Origin of the sequence: Bacillus sp. FSL K6-3200, assembly GCF_038630485.1 — a bacterium.
Taxonomy (GTDB): Bacteria; Bacillota; Bacilli; order Bacillales; family Bacillaceae; genus Bacillus; species Bacillus safensis.
On record NZ_CP152032.1, the window covers coordinates 2,985,857 to 3,006,881 of the forward strand.

The window sequence follows — 21,025 nt, forward strand, 5'->3', positions numbered from 1 at the left end:
TTGTCAAAAATTGGATAGATTGATAAAATCATTTTAATGTTTAAATTGGACAAACGGGCATCTTTATTTTCAGAATAAAATGAAAAATAAAGCATGAATAAAATAAAAATGACATAAAGTAGTGGTAATCAGCTGCGCCAATTGATCGTAAAGTCTTCAAAATAGAAGAAGAAAACGCTCATTCGTAAGAAAAAGGATGAGAGGAAAAGGTCTTATGTATTTGGTAATTAAAGCAAACGAGATCGAAAGTTCTATTTCTATTTACCTGATTGATTGGCGTTTTAAAGTCACTGGCTTCTTAGAGATTGTGCCATTTGAACTGAATATTCCCATTGTCGAATTTAATAATTTTCACATTCTTTTACTATGCTATAATAATGAAAAGAAGAGGGTGAGGTTATGGGGAAGCTGAAAATCCACTCTGCTGAGGTAGCGAACGAAATTAGCAAGTGGACGAGGGTCATTTCTCAGAATGACCTAGAAAAATCTGCTGTCTATAAAGAGAAAATTCAGAATTTGCTAAAAAATACAGATGAAGACCGTGAAGTTCTCCTTTATTATCAGCTTGTTGACGGCAGACATGAAATGTTACTTGGAAATATTGAAAAAGCCAATCAAATTATGAAAAGTGTCGGAACGCTCGATGATAAGGCAGATGACATTATTAATTTTTATTTTTATTTTTACAAAGGCCAATATGCTGCATATGTGAAAAAGTATGATGAAGCCATCAGTTTTTACAAAATTGCAGAACAGCGGCTAAAACGTGTGAATGAAGATCTGGAAGTAGGAACTTTTCACCATAAGGTTGCTTCGGTCTATTACGAACTGAAACAAAATTTCATATCCATTAATCATATTAAAAAAGCCATTGATACATTCAAAGCGCATGAAGAGTACACAGCGCAGGCGATTGACAGCTTGATTTTACATGCAAGTAATTGTATTGATTTGTTCCAATTCAATGAAGCAGAGGAAAAGTATCAAGAAGCACTTGAGAAAAGTAAGCGCATTAACAATGAAGTGCTGATTGGGAAATGCTATCACAATTTAGCGGTTCTTTATTATGCAAAACATGATTATGAAAAAAGCGCACATTATGCCAAAAAAGGGATGGGCATTCAAATTCACCGTGATAATAGCCATTATTACATCCAGTCTTTATATGTTCTGGCAAATGCCTTGGTTCATCTAGGAGATCAAGAGGCGAGGGAATATATTAAAGAGGGAATTCTGTATAGTTGTGATATCCAAAATAATGAATATATAGTAAAATTTGAAATTTTGGATTTGATGTGCGAGAATAGTGGGGCAGCAGACGTATTCTCTGAAAAATTAGACTACATAGAAAAAAATAGATTATATGTGGAGCTTGAGGATTTGTCTGAACAAATATCGAAATACTTCAAGGAACGAAATGACTATCAAAACGCCATTCGTTTTCTTGAAAAGAAATTCGATGCACAAATACTTCAAAAGAAAGTGGAGGTTATCTTATGAAAAAGTTGTTGTTAGGTGTAACCGTTGTTACAGCAGTCGCAGTTGTTTCTTCCCTTTTTGCTCTTGACGCAGAGACGACAGAGCAAGCCATCAGAGCGATTACGTGATCGAATTTATCTGTCAACCTCTTCGTACGAATCAGAAGAGGTTTTTTTATGTGCTCAAACTGGAAAAACGAAAAAAGACACGTCATAATGAAAGGAAGCATCATATTTAGAGGTGACCTATGACGAAAATTTTTGCACACAGAGGCTTTAAAGGCATCTATCCTGAAAACACCATGATAGCCTTCGAGCATGCACTCCATTCGGGAGCTGACGGAATTGAGCTGGATGTTCAGCTGACAAAAGACGGCAGACTTGCTGTCATTCACGATGAGAAACTAAACAGAACAACGAATATGAAAGGTTTAGTAAAAGACCATACATATGAAGAATTAAAAGCAGGAGATGCGAGTCATTCTTTCTATGAAGAAACCGGTGCTGTATCCATTCCGCTTTTAGAGGAAGTATTAGAGCTAGTGACGCAGCAATCATCATTGATCATTAATATTGAACTGAAAAACTCCATTTATCGATATCCAGGTATCGAGGAGAAAGTAAAAAAGCAAATCGAGCATTTTCAAATAGAAGACCGTGTACTTGTTTCATCGTTTCATCACGGCAGTTTAGCTCTTTTTCACAAACTGATGCCGCATGTTGAACTAGCTGTTCTCACAATGGATGTGATTCATCAGCCGGAGATGTATATAAAAACAGTACCAGCAAGAGGCTACCATCCGAATATCAAGGGTGCAGGTGTGACCAAAGAGGTTGTGTCAGCTCTCCATGCATCTCAGCAAGTGATCAGGCCGTTTACAGTAAATAGTGAAAAGCAAATGAAAAACATGTTTTCCTTAGGTGTCGATGGCATTTTCACTGATTTTCCTGATCGAGCCGTGAAAATACGAGAAGAGATGAAATAAAGACCTGCTATTATCAGCGGGTCTTTTTTTCACGTTTTATCTCTGCTTAAAGCGAGCAGTTACTTTATTTCGTTTACGGTCTCTATATAAAATAAAACCAGCCACTACATAAAGTCCCACCCCTAAAAATAGCAACCCTGCAATTCCTTGCAGCCATAAAAATGGAAATGGCTCAATGATGATGCCGAAAACAGTATCACGCAGCAGCTTAATCCCAAGTGCTGCAAGCGCGCCAGGTATTAAAATAATCACTAGTGCAAGTATTCTCCCCATCAAATGTCCCCTTAAACGTCATTTACTTCCATTGTCTAATTCAAAAAATATTTTGTCAAGAAAGGAAAACGTGGTAATATAAGAGTTGTGCAATTTTTTGCAACGGAAAAATATGGTGTGCAAATTTTTTCATATAAAGGGGTAACGGGATGCAGAGAGTCTTGATTGTCGGTGCAGGACAGGGTGGATCAGCATTGCTTGAAACATTGCTGAAAACAAATACGATTCAAATCATTGCGATCGCCGACCTTGATCTTGAGGCACCGGGGATGGCAGAAGCGAAAAAGAATGGAATTGATACGACAACGGATTGGAAAGAATACATAAAAGATGAGATTGATATCATCATTGAAACAACAGGCAGTTCAGCAGTGCTGAAAGAACTGATGGAAGAAAAGCCAGAGCACGCTGTCATTGTTCCAAGTTCGATGGCTTACGTGATATCAGAATTAATGTCAGAAAAACAGCAGCTGATTCAAATTTTAAAGGAACAAACCTATAAGCATGACCGCATTTTTAATGCAACAAACGACGGGATGATTTTTATAAACATGGATGAAGAAGTCGTCCTATTTAATCGATCAGCGGCCAAAATGGTTGGATGTTCGCAAAAAGATGCGATTGGCCGCCACATACGAGAAGTAATCCCAAACACAAAGCTTCCCGACATTTTAAGATCGAGAGAGCCGGAATTTAATCAAAAACAATTTCTGAATCAGCAAATACAAATTGTCACAACGCGTTTGCCGATTATTGATGACGCGGGGAGAATGCTAGGCGCTTTATCCATCTTTAAAGATATTACAGATGCCGTTGAGCTTGCGGAGGAAGTAACGAACCTTAAAGAAGTGCGAACGATGCTGGAGGCGATCATTCAATCGTCGGATGAAGCCATATCAGTTGTTGATGAACAGGGAAAAGGGATCTTAATCAACCGAGCTTATACGAAAATGACTGGATTAACAGATAAAGAAGTTGTGGGGAAACCAGCAGGTGCAGATATTTCTGAAGGAGAAAGCATGCATTTGAAGGTACTTGAAACAAGAAGACCAGTTCGAGGCGTCAGAATGAAAGTTGGGCCGAATAAAAAGGATGTGATCGTCAACGTAGCGCCAGTCATCGTTGATGGCATCTTAAAAGGCAGTGTCGGCGTCATTCATGACGTATCAGAAATTCAATCACTCACGAATGAATTAAATAAAGCAAGACAGCTCATCCGAACACTTGAAGCAAAGTACACTTTTGAAGACATCATTGGAGAAAGTGAGCAAATGCTTGTGGCACTTGAGCAGGCAAAGCTAGGCGCGAAAACGCCAGCCACCATTTTACTCCGAGGAGAATCAGGTACTGGAAAAGAGCTGTTTGCGCACGCCATTCACAATGAAAGTGACCGAAAATATAATCGCTTTGTACGGGTCAACTGTGCGGCCTTATCAGAGACCCTTTTAGAGTCAGAGCTTTTTGGCTATGAAGAAGGAGCGTTTTCTGGTGCAAGGCGCGGCGGGAAAAAAGGGCTGTTTGAAGAGGCGAACCAAGGCAGCATTTTTTTAGATGAAATTGGTGAAATGACGCCAAGTACACAGGCGAAGCTGCTGCGCGTCATGCAGGAGAAAGAAATTGTAAGAGTAGGCGGAACAAAGGCTATACCGGTCGATGTTCGTGTCATCACGGCAACGAATGTCAATATCGAAAAAGCGATGGCGGAAGGGAAGTTCAGAGAGGACTTATATTATCGGATGAACAGATATCCGATCTCCATCCCGCCGCTAAGACAGCGACTTGAAGATATTGAGTCGTTAAGCAAACGCCTCATCCAAAAGATCAATTTAGACTATGGACGGAACGTGAGGGGCTTAACGGAACAGGCTCTTAAAAGACTGCGATCATATAAGTGGCCTGGGAACGTAAGAGAGCTTGAAAATGTACTTGGACGAGCCATGATCTTTTTGAACCCGCAAGAAGAATGGATTGATGAGGGGCATATTTCGTTCATGGAGTCAGAAGATCAGGAAGAAAAAGAGCAGCAGGAACTGGCTGTCAGTCAATTTGAGGGAGAGACGCTATCGGATGCTGTTGAGGCATTTGAAGCGCAGCTCATTAAACAAACCCTTGAAAAGCATCAATTCAATCGCACGAAAACAGCGAAAACGTTAGGGATCAGTATTCGGAACCTTTACTATAAAATGGATAAATATCAACTTGCAAAAGATAGCATGCAATAAAATGCATGTAAACTGCAAAAGATTGCATGAATGTCATGCGAACTGCCTCATTTCACTGCATTTCAAACTGGCACGGAACTTGCATATAAAACATGAACCGAGCACAAGGAAAGGTGGGCATATATGAAGCTTGACGATCTGATTATGAAAGCCGCCCGGCTGCAGAATAAAACAGCGGCTGTGGCTCATGCAGAAGACGAAGAAGTGCTTCATGCCATCAAGATGGCAATTGAACGAAAGGTCGCTCGCTTTCTCCTGGTTGGGAACAAACGCAACCTGAAGGAGCTAGTGAAGCAGCATGAAATCAATGAGGACTGGATAGATATTATTCATTCAGATTCTCCCGAAGAATCGGCCAAAATTGCCGTGCAGGCAGTGAGCGAGAAGCATGCAGATATTTTGATGAAGGGGCATGTCCCGACAGCCGTTCTTTTAAAAGCGGTACTGAATAAAGAATATGGGCTCAGGACGGCAAGTGTCCTATCACATGTTGCGGCATTCGAAGTGCCGGGCTTTGACCGCTTTATTTATGTCACGGATTCTGCGATGAACATCGCGCCCGATTTAAATATGCTGAAGGAGATAACGATCAATTCTGTTCAAGTAGCACAATCTGTCGGTAACGACATGCCAAAGGTTGCAGTGCTCTCTGCGGTGGAGGTCGTGAATCCGGCAATGGATTCAACTTTGACTGCGGCAAGTCTTGCGCAAATGAACCGGCGGGGGCAGATTTCTGGATGCCTGATTGATGGGCCTCTTGCTTTAGATAATGCCATTTCTCAAACGGCAGCTTCTCATAAAAATATTACGAGTGATGTAGCCGGCCATGCAGATATATTGCTTGTGCCAACAATTGAGGCAGGAAACATTCTTTATAAATCTCTCATCTACTTTGCACATGCAAAGGTAGGAGCTGTGGTGGCAGGAGCGAAGGCGCCGATTGCTTTAACAAGCCGGTCTGATTCAGCCGAAAGTAAGCTTTATTCAATTGCGCTTGCCATCTGTACATCAAATTAAGCGGAAGTAATAGGAGGAATAACACGATGGAACTTTTTAAATATATGGAACGATACGATTATGAACAGCTTGTATTTTGTCAGGATGAGCAGTCTGGCTTAAAAGCCATTATTGCGATTCATGATACAACACTTGGGCCGGCACTAGGCGGAACGAGAATGTGGACGTATGAAAACGAAGAAGCAGCCATTGAAGATGCACTGCGTCTAGCAAGAGGAATGACTTATAAAAACGCGGCAGCAGGACTTAATCTTGGCGGCGGAAAAACGGTCATCATCGGCGACCCGAGAAAAGACAAAAATGAAGAAATGTTCCGTGCATTTGGACGTTACATTCAAGGGCTGAATGGCCGCTATATTACAGCGGAAGATGTTGGTACAACGGTAGAAGATATGGATCTCATTCATGAAGAAACCGATTTTGTCACAGGGATCTCTCCTGCATTTGGTTCATCCGGAAATCCGTCTCCAGTCACTGCTTACGGTGTATACAAAGGGATGAAAGCCGCTGCCAAAGCAGCATTTGGGACCGATTCATTAGAAGGAAAAACAATTGCCGTCCAAGGTGTTGGAAATGTCGCTTACAACCTGTGTAAACATCTGCACGAAGAAGGCGCGCAGCTCATTGTCACAGATATCAACAAAGACTCTGTCAAGCGAGCTGTTGAAGACTTCGGCGCAAAAGCAGTCGACCCTGACGATATTTACGATCAAGCATGTGATATTTATGCACCGTGCGCACTTGGTGCAACCATTAACGATGTGACCATTCCTAAGTTAAAAGCAAAGGTGATTGCAGGTGCTGCAAATAACCAGCTGAGAGAAACGCATCACGGAGACCTTATCCATGAGATGGGGATTGTATATGCTCCTGATTATGTGATCAATGCAGGCGGTGTGATTAACGTTGCTGATGAGCTTTATGGCTATAATGCAGATCGTGCGATGAAAAAAGTCGAAGGCATTTATCAAAATATTGAACGTGTGATTGAAATTTCAAACCGTGATGCCATTCCAACATATAAAGCGGCAGACCGATTGGCTGAAGAGAGAATTGAAAGAATGCGCAAATCAAGAAGTCAATTCTTGCAAAATGGTCAACATATTTTAAGCCGTCGCTAATTTGAAGAATGAGTTGAAACGGAGGTTTTGTTTTTGCTGACAAAAGAATGGCGTATTCTCACGATTAATCCTGGCTCTACTTCAACAAAAATTGGTGTGTTTCATAATGAACGTTCTATTTTTGAAACGACACTTAGACATACAGATGAGGAATTAAAGCAGTTTCCTCATATCATTGATCAATTTTCATTCCGTAAAGAAACCATTTTGAAAACACTGCATGAACAGGGGATGAACATCTCAAAGTTTGATGCAGTTTGTGCGCGCGGCGGTCTTCTTCGTCCGATTGAAGGAGGCACATATGAAGTCAATGAGCAAATGGTGGAAGACCTAAAAGAAGGATATGCCGGCCAGCACGCATCCAATCTCGGCGGAATCATCGCGAGAGAAATTGCACTTGGCCTGAATATCCCAGCTTTTATTGTCGATCCAGTTGTAGTGGATGAACTAAAACCAATTGCTCGTATTTCAGGGCTGCCAACGATTGAAAGAAAAAGCATTTTTCATGCATTAAATCAAAAAGCGGTCGCAAGAAAAACAGCTGCTTCTTTTGGAAAAAGTTACGAAGATTTAAACATGATTATTACTCATATGGGCGGCGGTATCACCATTGGTGTTCATGAAAAAGGAAAAGTCATCGATGTCAATAACGGTCTGCATGGCGAAGGTCCTTTCAGCCCCGAGCGTGCGGGAACCTTGCCGACAGGTGATCTTGTAAATCTTTGTTTTTCGGGTGAGTATACCCAAGAGGAAATGCTCAAACGCATTATTGGTGAAGGTGGACTTGCGGGCTATCTTGGCACGACAGACGCTGTGAAAGTGGAACGCATGATTGAAGCAGGTGATCAGCGGGCTGCGCTTATTTATGAAGCAATGAGCTATCAAATTGCCAAGGAAATCGGTGCAGCGAGTGCTGTCTTAAAAGGAGCAGTTGACGTGATTGTGTTAACAGGCGGCCTTGCATATAGCAAACAGATTACATCAAGTATTCGCGGCTATATTGACTGGATTTCAGATGTTGTCGTGTATCCAGGTGAAAATGAGCTGCAATCGTTAGCAGAAGGTGCGCTTCGTATTTTAAAAGAAGAAGAATCACCGAAAGAATACCCAAATGATCAACGGATCGAGAAAGGTGTGACAAGTCATGGCAACTGAATATGACCTCGTCATTCTTGGTGGAGGCACAGGCGGCTATGTGGCAGCCATCCGTGCCTCACAGCTTGGATTGAAAACAGCAGTTGTAGAAAAATCAAAGCTTGGCGGAACATGTCTTCATAAAGGCTGCATTCCGTCTAAAGCGCTGCTCAGAAGTGCAGAAGTTTATCAAACCGTCAAACGCGCAGCTGATTTTGGTGTTGAGGCAGGCGGCGTTGCCTTGCAATTTGTCAATGTGCAGAAAAGAAAAACAGAGATCGTCGAAAAACTAGCAGGCGGCGTCAAACATTTAATGAAACAAGGAAAAATTGATGTATATGAAGGGATCGGCCGTATTCTTGGCCCATCTATCTTTTCTCCAATGCCAGGAACGATCTCCGTAGAAATGGCAAATGGAGAGGAAAATGAAATGCTCATTCCAAAGCAGGTCATCATCGCGACAGGATCAAGACCGCGTGTGCTGCCAGGGCTTGAAGCAGATGGAACACACATCCTCACATCAGATGATGCACTTGAACTGCCAGAGCTTCCACAGTCGATGCTGATTGTCGGAGGCGGAGTGATCGGAATCGAGTGGGCGTCTATGCTCAATGATTTTGGTGTGAACGTCACTGTGATTGAGTTTGCAGACCGCATTTTGCCAACAGAGGATCATGACATTTCTAAAGAAATGGAAAAACTATTATCTAAAAAAGGCATCACTTTTGTGACAAATGCGAAGGTACTGCCAGATAGTGTAGGAAAGCAGGAGAATCTCGTGACAATTCAAGCGGAAAAGGATGGAGACATTCAGACGTTTGAAGCGGAAAAACTTCTTCTTTCAGTCGGCAGAGTACCTAATATCGAAGGCATAGGTCTTGAAAACACGGACATTCAAACCGAAAAACAAGGCATTGTCGTGAATGAACATTATCAAACGAAAGAATCGCATATTTACGCAATAGGAGATGTCATTGGCGGGCTTCAGCTGGCACATGTCGCTTCACACGAAGGTATGATTGCTGTAGAACATATGGCTGGGAAAGATCCGAAGCCGCTCGATGAAACGCTCGTATCTAAATGTGTTTACTCTCACCCAGAAACTGCAAGTGTTGGACTCACTGAACAGGCGGCAAAAGAGCAGGGCTTTGAAGTCAAAATAGGGAAATTTCCATTTATGGCGATTGGAAAAGCGCTTGTGTACGGGGAGTCTGATGGATTCGTCAAAATCATTGCCGATCAAAAGACAGATGATATTTTAGGAATTCATATGATTGGTCCTCATGTAACAGATATGATATCTGAAGCTGGATTAGCCAAAGTACTTGATGCAACCCCGTGGGAAGTGGGGCAGACGATACACCCGCATCCGACCTTATCAGAGGCGATTGGTGAGGCAGCGCTTGCTGTTGACGGGAAGGCGATCCATTTTTAATCAAGGAGGGAAACATGATGAGTAACATGCGTCATCAGGAATTAGGATTATCAGATGAACAAGCAATTGATATATATAGAACAATGCTCTTAGCGAGAAAAATCGATGAACGGATGTGGCTTTTAAACCGTTCGGGGAAAATTCCATTCGTCATTTCTTGTCAAGGACAGGAAGCGCAGCAAGTAGGCGCTGCATTTGCTCTTAATAGAGAAGAAGATTACGTCTTACCTTACTATCGTGATATGGGAGTTGTCCTTGCTTTTGGAATGACAGCAAAAGATTTAATGATGTCTGGTTTCGCAAAACAAGACGATCCAAACTCAGGCGGAAGACAAATGCCAGGGCATTTTGGGCAAAAAGCAAATCGAATTGTGACCGGCTCTTCACCTGTAACAACGCAGGTTCCTCACGCGGTGGGGATTGCCCTTGCTGGACGATTAGAGCAGAAAAACTTTGTCAGCTTTGTCACGTTCGGTGAAGGCTCATCAAACCAAGGAGATTTTCACGAAGGCGCAAACTTTGCTGCTGTGCATAAACTGCCTGTTATTTTCATGTGTGAAAACAATAAGTATGCGATTTCCGTGCCATATGACAAACAAGTAGCCTGTGAACGCATTTCAGATCGTGCGATTGGGTATGGTATGCCTGGCGTCACTGTAGATGGAAATGATCCGCTTGAAGTATATGCGGCTGTCAAAGAAGCGAGAGACCGTGCGGCTAGAGGCGAAGGCCCGACATTGATTGAAACGATCTCTTACCGTTTAACTGCGCACTCAAGTGATGACGATGATTCAAGCTATCGAGAAAAAGAAGAAGTGCTCGAAGCAAGAAAGAAAGATCCGCTCATCCAATATGAAACGTATTTAATCGAAGGAAACGTCATGACTTCAGAAATGAAAGAAGAGATGACAAAAGAAATCATGCAAATCGTAAACGAAGCTACTGATGAAGCGGAAAACGCAGCTTATGCTGATGCAGAAAGCGCACTTCGTTACGTGTATGCGGAGTAAGGGGGAAGAAAAATGCCTGTTATGTCATATATAGACGCCATTACACTGGCGATGAAAGAAGAAATGGAGCGAGATCCGAAAGTGTTTGTGCTCGGAGAGGATGTCGGGAAAAAAGGCGGCGTATTTAAAGCGACAGCGGGTCTTTACGAGCAATTTGGAGAAGCGCGCGTCATGGATACACCTCTTGCAGAATCAGCCATTGCTGGTGTAGGTATTGGGGCAGCAATGTATGGAATGCGCCCAATTGCAGAAATGCAATTTGCGGATTTCATTATGCCTGCAATCAACCAAATCATTTCAGAGGCTGCAAAAATTAGATACCGCTCAAATAATGATTGGAGCTGTCCAATGGTCATCCGCGCACCTTACGGGGGCGGAGTACACGGGGCACTTTATCATTCACAATCGGTCGAAGCCATTTTTGCTAACCAGCCTGGTTTGAAGATTGTGATGCCTTCTACACCTTATGATGTCAAAGGTCTTTTAAAGGCTGCAGTGCGTGATCCAGATCCTGTATTGTTCTTTGAACATAAACGTGCATACCGTCTGATTAAAGGAGAAGTACCTGAAGAGGATTACACTCTTCCGATTGGAAAAGCAGATGTGAAACGTGAAGGCGATGATATCACGGTCATTACATATGGCCTTTGTGTCCATTTTGCGCTGCAAGCAGCAGACCGCCTTGCTAAAGACGGCATTTCCGCTCATATTCTCGATTTGAGAACAGTGTACCCGCTTGATCAGGAAGCGATTATAGAAGCGGCTTCTAAAACAGGTAAAGTGCTTCTGTTAACTGAAGATACAAAAGAAGGCAGCATCATGAGTGAGGTTGCGGCGATCATTTCGGAGCATTGCTTATTTGATTTAGACGCACCAATCAAACGTCTTGCTGGACCAGATATTCCGGCAATGCCTTATGCGCCGACAATGGAGAAATTCTTCATGGTCAACCCGGATAAGGTAGAAGCTGAAATGAGAGAGCTGGCGGCGTTTTAAGAAAGAGGAGGGTTTCAAAGTGGCAATTGAACAAATGAAAATGCCTCAGCTAGGTGAAAGTGTAACAGAAGGAACTATTAGCAAATGGCTCGTTTCACCTGGCGATCATGTGAATAAATACGATCCGATTGCGGAAGTCATGACGGATAAAGTGAACGCAGAAGTCCCGTCATCTTTTACAGGAACGATTACAAAGCTATCGGCTGAGGAAGGCGAGACGCTGCAAGTAGGAGAAGTGTTCTGTGAAATTGAAGTAGAAGGAAGCGAGCAGCAGAGTGCAAAAGAAGAAGCACCTAAGCAAAGCGAAGCGCCTGAAGCAGATCAAACAAATGAGAATCAAAGTCAAAAGAAACGTTACTCTCCAGCCGTTCTTCGTTTAGCAGATGAGCATGGCATTGATTTAGCGGCTGTTCAAGGTACGGGAGCAGGCGGCCGAATTACTAGAAAAGATTTGCTCCAGCTCATTGAAAACGGCGGCGTCAAAGAGAAGACAGCACCTGTCAATGAACGTGCCGTTCAACCGGAGCCTGCGCAGTCATCTCAAGCAAAAGCGGCGCCTGCCGTCCCTTCCATGCCTGGTGATGTTGAGCTGCCAGTCACGCCGATCCGTCAGGCAATTGCGGCCAATATGCTGAGAAGCAAACATGAAATTCCGCATGCATGGACGATGATGGAAGTCGATGTGACAAATCTAGTGACAAGAAGAAATCAGCTGAAGGATCAGTTTAAAGCAAAAGAAGGCTTTAACTTGACGTTCTTTGCGTTCTTTGTCAAAGCAGTGGCTCAAGCCTTAAAGGAATTCCCTGAAATGAACAGCATGTGGGCAGGAGATAAAATTGTGCAGAAGAAAGCGATCAATGTTTCGATTGCTGTCGCTACAGATGACGCGCTTTTTGTTCCAGTCATTAAGGATGCGGATGAAAAGACCATTAAGGGCATCGCCAAAGAAATTCATGAGCTGGCGTCTAAGGTGAGACAAGGGACGCTCAAGCAAAGTGATATGGAAGGCGGTACCTTCACTGTCAACAACACGGGATCTTTTGGTTCGATACAATCAATGGGAATCATTAATTATCCGCAAGCGGCGATTTTACAAGTAGAATCGATCGTGAAGCGTCCAATGATAGTAAACGGAATGATTGCGGCAAGAGACATGGTCAATCTTTGTCTTTCATTAGATCACAGAGTACTAGATGGTCTTGTATGCGGCAGATTCCTTCAGCGAATTAAACAAATCCTTGAAGGCATCGACGAGCAGACATCTGTTTATTAAAACAATATTTTCCCCCTCCCGGCATGAGAGGGGGATTTCCACATCTAGGAGAAAGGAGCGATGATATGTCTGGACTAGATTTTTTTGCTTTTCTAACGATTGGTCTCATGTTTATCACAGCGATTGCCTTCGCTTTTCTGCGGTACATTTCTAAATCACGCAATCATCCTGAACGATTACTGCTTATCATATCGATCGTTTCAATCATTCAAATCGTGTACTGTCTGCTGATTGTCGGCGGGTTTAAAGGAGCAGCCAATAGCTTTTTAGGAATATCACTTCTCGCTGGGACACTTCTCGGATATGCACTTGAATATTTATACAGACGCTATATCAAAAAAACGCCCGAATCAAAATGATGTCGGGCATTTTTTTATTCTGCTGGAACAATAAAGGTCAAATGCTGTTTTAACACTTCTAAAGAAGAGGGGGCCTTCATATAAACCTCACCATCCGTATCAGCATCCATTTCCTCTTTTGTGTGGATACGAATACTGGACGCTTGAATGAGAGACAGATCGCCGGTGAAATCCTCCAGCTCTTCCCGGTTCATTGAGAAGATTTCTTTTAAAGCAGAGAAACTCGTATTTCTGCAAATTAAGATTTCTGCTTTTCCATCATCAATGGCTGCATGAGGCAAATCAATTTTATTTGTACCGATAAAATGTCCATTCATGACAAGAACGATGACGGCTTCCTCTTCCCAGCTTTCCTCTTCTGTCTCAATACGTACGTGAAAAGGATCTGTTTGCTGCAAGGTGCGCAGGGCACTAGTGAAGTAGCTGATTTTGCCGAGTACGGCTTTTTCCTTGTCGTTAATATTGTTGGACGTGTCTGCGATCAGCCCAATTCCCCAAAAGTTTAACACGTATCGATCTTCTGCTTTGATTAAGTCGACCTTTTTCTCTTTGCCGTCTACAATCATTTGAGCGGCTTTTTGCATTTGTTGAGGAATACCAAGTGTTCTAGAAAAATCATTGCATGTCCCGCCTGGCAATATCGCTACAGCGGGCCTTTTTTCTAAACCGCCAATACCGTTCATGCATTCATGCACGGTTCCATCTCCGCCTAATATAATGAGCAATTCCACCGTCTCATCGATATGACGGCAGAAATCATAAGCATCATTTGGCTGCTTTGTTGGTTTCAGAATGAGTTCATCAATATGTAGAGAAAGAAGAGGCACTGTTTGACCGAGTGTTTTTTCCATGTTTTTTTGTCCAGCATTTCCATTATAAATGAGCATCGCTTTTTTGAATTGTGCCATCACGCAGTTCTCCCTTTCATCTCTTTAACATCACTTTTCCCCAATTTGACAGCTCATAAACGATGTTCGGAAAAAGAGGCGAAGGAAAAGACAACACATTTGCCCGCAGGCGTTTTCCTTGATATGATGGAGTTAAAATGGTTTTGGTACGCAAAAGGAGTGGACGGACATGAATATTGATTTTAATTTATTTATGAATGATATTGTGAAACAAGCGAGAGAAGAAATTAAGCAGGCAGGCTACACTGAGCTCACGTCAGCTGAAGAAGTAGACGAAGCACTGACTAAAAAAGGAACGGCACTTGTCATGGTGAATTCAGTATGCGGCTGTGCAGGCGGTATTGCAAGACCAGCTGCCGGCTATTCTGTTCATTACGATAAGCGTCCAGATCAATTGCTGACAGTGTTTGCTGGACAGGACAAAGAGGCAACGGCAAGAGCCCGTGAATACTTTGAAGGCTTCCCGCCATCTTCACCATCTTTTGCCTTATTAAAAGATGGAAAAATCATTAAAATGGTTGAACGTCATGAAATTGAAGGGCATGAGCCAATGGAAGTCGTGTCAAAACTACAAGCCGCTTTCGATGAGCATTGCGAAGAAATCTAACATGTGACTTTTGAATGAATAAATATAAAGCAGTCCGGTCTTTAGATCGGTCTGCTTTTTGTTTTATAAGACAATAGAATCAAAATAATTTTAGCAAAATACTATTGCATCTTAAAAAGAAAGTGTTTAAAATACATTATAGTGAATAAATATTCAAATCAACACATGATTTTAAATACTGGGAGGCATCATCATATGAAAAAGTGGTTATTAATACTTATGACAGCTGGTCTTGCAGCTGCACTCGCAGCTTGTGGAACTTCTTCTAATAATTCAAACGCATCAGGAGATGACAAGACACTCGTTATGGCGACATCAGCAGATTATCCGCCATTTGAATCAAAAGACGGAGATAAAATTGTCGGTTTTGATGTAGATCTTGCAACTGCACTAGCGAAAAAAAATGGCTACAAGCTAGAAATTCAAGATATGGACTTTGCAAGTCTTGTATCAGCACTTAAAACAAACAAAGCTGATATTGTCCTTGCAGGAATGACACCTACAGAAAAACGTAAAAAGCAAGTTGATTTCTCTGATGTTTATTATAATGCTGAAAATTTGGTTGTATCAAAGAAATCTAGCGGTATAAAAGCAGAGAAAGATTTAAAAGACAAAACAGTCGGCGTTCAATTAGGTTCTATTCAACAGGATGAAGCAAATGGACTGCAAAAGAAATATAACCTAACCGTTGAAGACCGCAATAAAATTTCTGATATCATTCAAGAGATCAAAGCAGGCCGTTTTGATGCAGCAATTATTGAAGATAAAGTAGCTGCTGGTTACTTGAAAAAGGAAAAAGATTTCCAAGCGTTTGGACTGAACAGCTCAAACGAAGGTTCAGCCATTGCATTCAAGAAAAACAGCGACTTAACAGCGAAATTTAATAAATCATTAAAAGAAATGAAAGATAATGGCGAACTTGATAAGTTAATTAAAAAATGGTTTGCTGATGAAAAGTAAGTCAGGAAAAGGATCAGCGTCATTCATGAAAATAGAAAGCGCTGAAAAGTTCAACTCGTGTTGAACTTTTTTCCTGTTTTATTTTTTGATTTCGTCTGAAGGCAAATAAAAGGAGAATGTCATGTTGGATTTTAAAGATGTAATACCTCAGATGCCCTTTATTCTAGAAGGACTTAAGGTCACGCTTTCTATAGTAGTGGTATCCCTTTTTCTTGGATTTATCTTAGGAATTTTATTAACGCTTTGTAAAATTAGTGTGTTTAAACCGCTCATTTGGCTTGCTGATTTTTATACGTCAATTTTCCGAGGCACACCGCTTGTGCTTCAATTGCTCATTATTTATTTTGGTCTGCCTCAGCTTCTTGGGTTTCAAATCGACCAATACTGGGCTGCTGTAGCTGCATTTTCACTCAACTCGGCGGCATACGTATCTGAAATTATTCGTGCGGGGATTAATGCCATTGATAAAGGTCAAAAAGAAGCAGCCGTTGCTTTAGGCATCCCTTATGCTAAAATGATGAAGGACTTATTGCTTCCGCAGGCGTTTAAAAATATTTCACCTGCACTTGTGAATGAAACGATTACACTGACAAAAGAATCAGCGATTGTAACAGTCATTGGACTGGGCGATGTCATGAGACGAGCCTATCAAGCAGGGGCCGTCACGTATAATTATCTTGAACCGCTTATTTTTGCGGGTCTTATCTATTATGTCATCGTGCTTGTTCTCACCTTTGTCGGCAAATCGGTGGAAAGGAAGTTAAAATCAAATGATTAAAATAGAGAAACTCACAAAATCTTTTGGTAAAAACGAAGTTTTAAAGGGGATCGACACCACCATTAAAGAAGGGGAAGTTGTTGCGGTCATTGGACCATCTGGTTCAGGAAAATCGACGTTCCTTCGCTGCATAAATTTACTTGAAAAGCCGACTTCTGGTGTCATTACGATTAAGGACACCGAGATCACCAACCCAAAAACGAATGCACTAAAAGTGCGTGAGAACATCGGAATGGTGTTTCAACATTTCCATCTGTTCCCGCATAAAACTGTGCTGGAAAATATCACGTATGCGCCAATGAATGTAAAGAATCAATCGAAGGAAGACAGCATCAAACAAGCTGAAGACCTGCTCAAAAAGGTAGGGCTTTTAGAGAAAAAAGATGATTTCCCGAACCGTTTGTCCGGCGGTCAAAAGCAGCGTGTGGCGATTGCGCGTGCGCTTGCGATGACACCAGACATTATGCTGTTTGACGAACCAACGTCTGCCCTAGATCCAGAAATGGTCAAGGAAGTATTAGAGGTCATGAAAGAGCTGGCTCAATCTGGAATGACACTCGTCATCGTCACACATGAAATGGGCTTTGCAAAAGAAGTGGCTGACCGCGTGATCTTTATGGATGATGGGAAAATAGTAGAGGATGCAAACCCTGTACAATTTTTTGAATCACCGTCTTCACAGCGTGCGCAAGACTTCTTACAAAAAATATTATAAAGAAATAAGAGAAGGAGACTTAACATCTCCTTCTTTTTTTGATTATAATGGGGAAAGTAAAAAAAGTTCATCATTTCACAAAAGTGAATGGAAACAAGACAGAAAAGAGTGAATCACACCATGTTTAAAATCGGCTACCGAACGCTGAAAACAGCATTAGGAACAGCGATCGCTATTTATATTGCACAATTGCTTGGCTTGCAAAATTATTCAGCTGCCGGGATTATTACGATCCTGTGTATTCAGGTAACAAAGAAAAGATCCCTCTTAGCATCGGGAGCCCGCTTTGCAGCATGCAGTCTTGCTATTTTATTTTCTTATTTATTTTTCGATCTGATTGGGTATCATCCTTTTGTGATCGGTTTGATGCTGCTTGTCTTTATTCCGACAACGGTTCTGCTTCGAATTAAAGAAGGGATTGTCACAAGTTCAGTCATCATCCTCCATTTATACATGTCTGGCGGGATTACCCTGCATCTCATCTGGAATGAACTGCTGCTGATTACCATTGGTGTTGGGGTAGCGCTCATTATGAACCTCTATATGCCAAGTGTTGATAAAAAACTCAAACGCTACAGCGAACAGATTGAAGCCAACTTTGCTAAAATCTTTGAGGAAATCGAGCAATATTTAATGACAGGGAAACAAGACTGGACAGGAAAAGAAATACCAGAGACACATCAATTGATCAAAGAAGCGAAAGCTCTTGCATACCGTGATGTTGAAAACCATGTATTAAGACATGAAAACCTGTATTATCATTATTTCAATATGAGACAAAAGCAATTTGAAATCATTGAGCGTGTGCTGCCCAAAATTACGTCGATTTCCGTCACAACGGAGCATGGACAAATCATTGCAGAATACATTAGAGACTTACGCGAACATATTCACCCAGGGAACACAGCGCATAAGTTTTTAAGACGTCTCATTGATATGAAAGAAGAGTTCGATGCACTTCCGCTACCGCAAACACGAGAAGAATTTGAGGCAAGAGCTGCACTCTTTCATTTCCTCGGTGAAATGGAACAATATTTAGTACTGAAAAGCTATTTTAAAGGGATGAAAGAATAGAGACGCATGAGTTCTTCCTTCATTGGTCAATCTAATGAAAAAGGAGGAGCCTATGCGTCTTTTATTTTATACTGTACTGACCATGTCCCTTTCACCTATCTGGCCGCTTGGACAAAACCCGCTTCCAGGTGACCCGTTTGTCATTATTAATAAACAAACGAATGAACTGGCCTTTATTGATCAAGGGAAAATTCAAAAAGTATATCCCGCTTCAACAGGAAAAACAGAGGATTTAACGCCAGAAGGTGAATTTACCATTATGATCAAAGCGAAAGATCCCTATTACAGAAGAAAAAATATTGAAGGCGGTGCGAAGAATAATCCTCTAGGGCGAAGATGGATTGGATTTGATGCACGAGGAACAGATGGCAGAACCTACGGAATTCATGGAACGAGTGACGAAACATCGATTGGGAAATTTATCACGGCAGGCTGTGTGAGACTTCATAATCAAGATGTAGAGCTTTTGTTTGATCAGCTGCCAATTGGCACCAAGGTATGGATTACAAAATCAAGTGCTTCCTTTGAAACGCTTGCCAAAGACAAACAGGCCATTCGTTGATATCACGAATCACCTGCTTGTCTGCTTTTTATTCAAACCTTATAAAAAGGCTGCTGCTCCTGCTAAAAGTGAAGAAACTAACAGCAGGCTAATCATAAGCAATACCATAAATTTCATGAATTTTTGAGACATATCGCACCCCTATAACCGAAGATTTTTGCGACAAGCGCACTTGTCTTTATTTTATCTGGTTTTTTCATATGCGACAAGTGATCAGCAAAGGAAGTGAACGGATGAACCAAATCGATCATATTGCCATTGCCGTCTTTTCTATTAAAGAAACATCTCAAACGCTTCATCAGCTATTTAACTGGCATTTTTCAGACATACAAGAGATTCCTGAGCAGGAGATTAAAGCGTCCTTCGCTTCACTTCATGATCTGCACATTGAATTAATTGAGCCGATATCAGCACGCAGCAAACTACATACCTTTTTAGCAAAAAGAGGAGAGGGGCTCCATCATATTGCGCTAAAATCAGGTGACATTCAGGGTGATCTTAGCCGTCTCGATCACCTTGGCGTGCAGCTTCTCCAAAAAAAAGCACAGGTGGGCGCCAGCGGTAAGCAGATTGCATTTATTTCACCTAAAGAAACGTCAGGTGTGTTATTTGAATTGTGCGAGTCCTTGAAAGGAGAGAAATATAGCGATGAATGAATCGTTCAATGACTTGTCTGAATGGCGGAAGAAAGCGTTAATGGGCGGCGGCGAAAAACGAGCAGCAGCTCACAGAAGTAAAGGAAAGCTGACGGTGCGAGAGCGGCTGCATACACTTCTTGACGAGGGCAGCTTAATGGAAATTCAGTCATTTGCAACAGGTGATCTGTCAGAGCATGTTGGTGACGGTGTCGTCATTGGAACGGGACTCATTCATGGAAAGCCAGTATGTGTATATGCTCAAGATGCAACAGTATATGGGGGCTCTTTAGGCGAAATGCATGCGAAAAAAATTGCTTCTTTAATGGACATGGCAGCTAAAAATCAGATGCCGGTCATCGGTCTAAAAGACTCAGGTGGTGCGAGAATTCAAGAGGGTGTGGTATCATTAGAAGGATACGGACAGATTTTTAAACGGAATGTGCTGTACTCTGGTCGAATCCCGCAAATATCTGTTATTTTAGGCTCATGTGCTGGAGGTGCAGTCTATTCTCCTGCATTGACTGATTTTGTCTTCATGACAGAGCAAACAGCTCATATGTTTTTAACTGGTCCGAAAGTAATAGAAAAGGCAACAGGAGAAACGGTCTGTCCTGACCGTCTTGGCGGTGCAAGTGTTCAGCATCAGACAAGCGGGAATGTGCACTATACTGGGAAAGATGAGAAGGACGTGTTAAAAGCAGTTCGAACTCTTTTAACGTACATACAAACGAAACAGCAGGCTGTCATGCACACTGAAGCACGAAAGCATGATACCGCCGATCCAGGCAGCATCCTGCCAAAGGATCCATCACGCACCTATGATGTCAAACAAGTGGTGACAGCGATAACCGATCCAGACTCATTCTTTGAAACGCAGCCTTGTTTCTCAAAAAATATTGTCACAGGTTTTGCCAGATTACAAGGAGCCTCCATTGGTATTGTTGCCAATCAGCCAAAGGTATTGGCAGGAAGCCTTGATCTCGACGCTGCCGATAAAGCGGCCAGGTTTATTCGATTTTGCGATGCGTTTCATATTCCGATCTTAACCCTTGTGGACGTTCCTGGTTTTTTACCAGGGGAGAAAGCCGAGCATGCGGGAATTATCCGCCACGGTGCAAAGCTTTTATATGCGTACGCTGAAGCAACTGTTCCAAAAATCACTGTGATTTTAAGAAAAGCGTTTGGCGGTGCATATGTCGCGATGAATAGTAAGGGCTTAGGCGCTGACTTTGTTTATGCATGGCCAGAGGCCGAAATTGATGTCATGGGGAAAACGTTCGCAGACGAAATCGTTCATCCTGCTTCGCGCGAGTCTATGAACAAACCAAGTGTATGGAAAGCGGCTCAGGCAGGTCTGATAGACGATATTTTCATGCCAGCTGAAACGAGAGAGCGATTGATCCGCTCATTTGATGTGCTTCGCAGTAAGGAAGAAGATAGACCGTTAAAAAAGCATGGCAACATGCCGCTATAAGAGGA

22 protein-coding genes are annotated in these 21,025 nt (G+C 42.1%); 19 read left to right on the top strand and 3 right to left on the bottom strand.

Annotated features, from left to right (window positions below; all coding sequences use genetic code 11):
• The first annotated feature begins 399 nt into the window (after nt 1-399).
• Complete coding sequence (locus tag MHI60_RS15275; protein WP_144484601.1) at nt 400-1,500, top strand: Rap family tetratricopeptide repeat protein; 1,101 nt, start codon at nt 400-402, stop codon at nt 1,498-1,500.
• A 226-nt stretch (nt 1,501-1,726) separates the two neighbouring features.
• On the top strand, nt 1,727-2,464 hold the full coding sequence (locus MHI60_RS15280; RefSeq protein ID WP_048239245.1) for a glycerophosphodiester phosphodiesterase: 738 nt from the start codon (nt 1,727-1,729) through the stop codon (nt 2,462-2,464).
• A gap of 36 nt (nt 2,465-2,500) precedes the next feature.
• On the opposite strand, the gene MHI60_RS15285 is transcribed toward MHI60_RS15280, so the two are convergent.
• Nucleotides 2,501-2,737 carry a DUF2627 domain-containing protein gene (locus MHI60_RS15285; protein ID WP_144484599.1) on the bottom strand — a complete coding sequence of 79 codons (237 nt, stop codon included), beginning with the start codon at nt 2,735-2,737 and terminating at the stop codon, nt 2,501-2,503.
• 149 nt (nt 2,738-2,886) lie between these two features.
• Here MHI60_RS15285 and MHI60_RS15290 point away from each other — a divergent pair, with 149 nt between their 5' ends.
• The 9 genes from MHI60_RS15290 (at nt 2,887) to MHI60_RS15330 (ending at nt 13,304) form a co-directional block, all read left to right on the top strand.
• A complete protein-coding gene (locus MHI60_RS15290) occupies nt 2,887-4,959 on the top strand; it encodes a sigma-54-dependent Fis family transcriptional regulator (protein ID WP_144484597.1) in 2,073 nt (690 codons plus the stop codon).
• 123 nt (nt 4,960-5,082) lie between these two features.
• Complete coding sequence (gene yqiS, locus MHI60_RS15295; RefSeq protein WP_144484595.1) at nt 5,083-5,976, top strand: phosphate butyryltransferase; 894 nt, start codon at nt 5,083-5,085, stop codon at nt 5,974-5,976.
• Between the two features lie 26 nt (nt 5,977-6,002).
• Entirely contained in the window at nt 6,003-7,097 is a 1,095-nt protein-coding gene (gene bcd, locus MHI60_RS15300; protein ID WP_003215658.1) for a branched-chain amino acid dehydrogenase, read from the top strand.
• Between the two features lie 27 nt (nt 7,098-7,124).
• Complete coding sequence (gene buk / locus MHI60_RS15305) at nt 7,125-8,252, top strand: butyrate kinase (protein WP_144484593.1); 1,128 nt, start codon at nt 7,125-7,127, stop codon at nt 8,250-8,252.
• Nucleotides 8,242-9,666 (top strand): dihydrolipoyl dehydrogenase, encoded by a 1,425-nt coding sequence (lpdA, locus tag MHI60_RS15310; RefSeq protein WP_144484591.1) that lies wholly within the window; start codon nt 8,242-8,244, stop codon nt 9,664-9,666. The genes buk and lpdA overlap by 11 nt, the downstream gene beginning before the upstream one ends.
• Before the next feature lie 17 nt (nt 9,667-9,683).
• The gene (locus MHI60_RS15315) at nt 9,684-10,676 is read left to right on the top strand and encodes a thiamine pyrophosphate-dependent dehydrogenase E1 component subunit alpha (protein WP_111292264.1); all 993 of its coding nucleotides are present in this window, start codon (nt 9,684-9,686) and stop codon (nt 10,674-10,676) included.
• 12 nt (nt 10,677-10,688) lie between these two features.
• Nucleotides 10,689-11,672, top strand: coding sequence for an alpha-ketoacid dehydrogenase subunit beta (locus tag MHI60_RS15320; protein ID WP_024422925.1), 984 nt, complete (start codon nt 10,689-10,691; stop codon nt 11,670-11,672).
• A 19-nt stretch (nt 11,673-11,691) separates the two neighbouring features.
• On the top strand, nt 11,692-12,945 hold the full coding sequence (locus MHI60_RS15325; protein WP_144484589.1) for a dihydrolipoamide acetyltransferase family protein: 1,254 nt from the start codon (nt 11,692-11,694) through the stop codon (nt 12,943-12,945).
• A gap of 65 nt (nt 12,946-13,010) precedes the next feature.
• Nucleotides 13,011-13,304, top strand: a complete 294-nt coding sequence (locus tag MHI60_RS15330) for a YesK-like family protein (RefSeq protein WP_024428019.1) — start codon at nt 13,011-13,013, stop codon at nt 13,302-13,304.
• A gap of 14 nt (nt 13,305-13,318) precedes the next feature.
• On the opposite strand, the gene MHI60_RS15335 is transcribed toward MHI60_RS15330, so the two are convergent.
• Nucleotides 13,319-14,212, bottom strand: a complete 894-nt coding sequence (locus tag MHI60_RS15335) for a YegS/Rv2252/BmrU family lipid kinase (RefSeq protein ID WP_144471061.1) — start codon at nt 14,210-14,212, stop codon at nt 13,319-13,321.
• A 169-nt stretch (nt 14,213-14,381) separates the two neighbouring features.
• Here MHI60_RS15335 and MHI60_RS15340 point away from each other — a divergent pair, with 169 nt between their 5' ends.
• From MHI60_RS15340 to MHI60_RS15365, 6 genes are all read left to right on the top strand, one after another.
• A complete protein-coding gene (locus MHI60_RS15340; protein WP_024428021.1) occupies nt 14,382-14,819 on the top strand; it encodes a BrxA/BrxB family bacilliredoxin in 438 nt (145 codons plus the stop codon).
• 195 nt (nt 14,820-15,014) lie between these two features.
• Nucleotides 15,015-15,779 (top strand): transporter substrate-binding domain-containing protein, encoded by a 765-nt coding sequence (locus MHI60_RS15345; protein ID WP_144484587.1) that lies wholly within the window; start codon nt 15,015-15,017, stop codon nt 15,777-15,779.
• A gap of 121 nt (nt 15,780-15,900) precedes the next feature.
• Nucleotides 15,901-16,557: an amino acid ABC transporter permease gene (locus MHI60_RS15350; protein ID WP_003215691.1), complete on the top strand. Its 657-nt coding sequence runs from the start codon at nt 15,901-15,903 to the stop codon at nt 16,555-16,557.
• A complete protein-coding gene (locus MHI60_RS15355; RefSeq protein WP_034280282.1) occupies nt 16,550-17,272 on the top strand; it encodes an amino acid ABC transporter ATP-binding protein in 723 nt (240 codons plus the stop codon). The genes MHI60_RS15350 and MHI60_RS15355 overlap by 8 nt, the downstream gene beginning before the upstream one ends.
• Before the next feature lie 120 nt (nt 17,273-17,392).
• A complete protein-coding gene (locus MHI60_RS15360; RefSeq protein ID WP_024422917.1) occupies nt 17,393-18,346 on the top strand; it encodes an aromatic acid exporter family protein in 954 nt (317 codons plus the stop codon).
• A 52-nt stretch (nt 18,347-18,398) separates the two neighbouring features.
• The gene (locus MHI60_RS15365; protein WP_111292260.1) at nt 18,399-18,908 is read left to right on the top strand and encodes a L,D-transpeptidase; all 510 of its coding nucleotides are present in this window, start codon (nt 18,399-18,401) and stop codon (nt 18,906-18,908) included.
• A 39-nt stretch (nt 18,909-18,947) separates the two neighbouring features.
• Here the strand turns inward: MHI60_RS15365 and prli42 are convergent, their stop codons facing one another.
• Complete coding sequence (prli42, locus tag MHI60_RS15370; RefSeq protein ID WP_149126490.1) at nt 18,948-19,040, bottom strand: stressosome-associated protein Prli42; 93 nt, start codon at nt 19,038-19,040, stop codon at nt 18,948-18,950.
• Nucleotides 19,041-19,141: 101 nt separating this feature from the next.
• Here prli42 and mce point away from each other — a divergent pair, with 101 nt between their 5' ends.
• The gene (mce, locus tag MHI60_RS15375) at nt 19,142-19,564 is read left to right on the top strand and encodes a methylmalonyl-CoA epimerase (protein ID WP_144484583.1); all 423 of its coding nucleotides are present in this window, start codon (nt 19,142-19,144) and stop codon (nt 19,562-19,564) included.
• Entirely contained in the window at nt 19,557-21,020 is a 1,464-nt protein-coding gene (locus MHI60_RS15380; RefSeq protein ID WP_144484581.1) for an acyl-CoA carboxylase subunit beta, read from the top strand. Before mce ends, MHI60_RS15380 begins: the two co-directional genes overlap by 8 nt.
• Nucleotides 21,021-21,025: the final 5 nt, after the last annotated feature.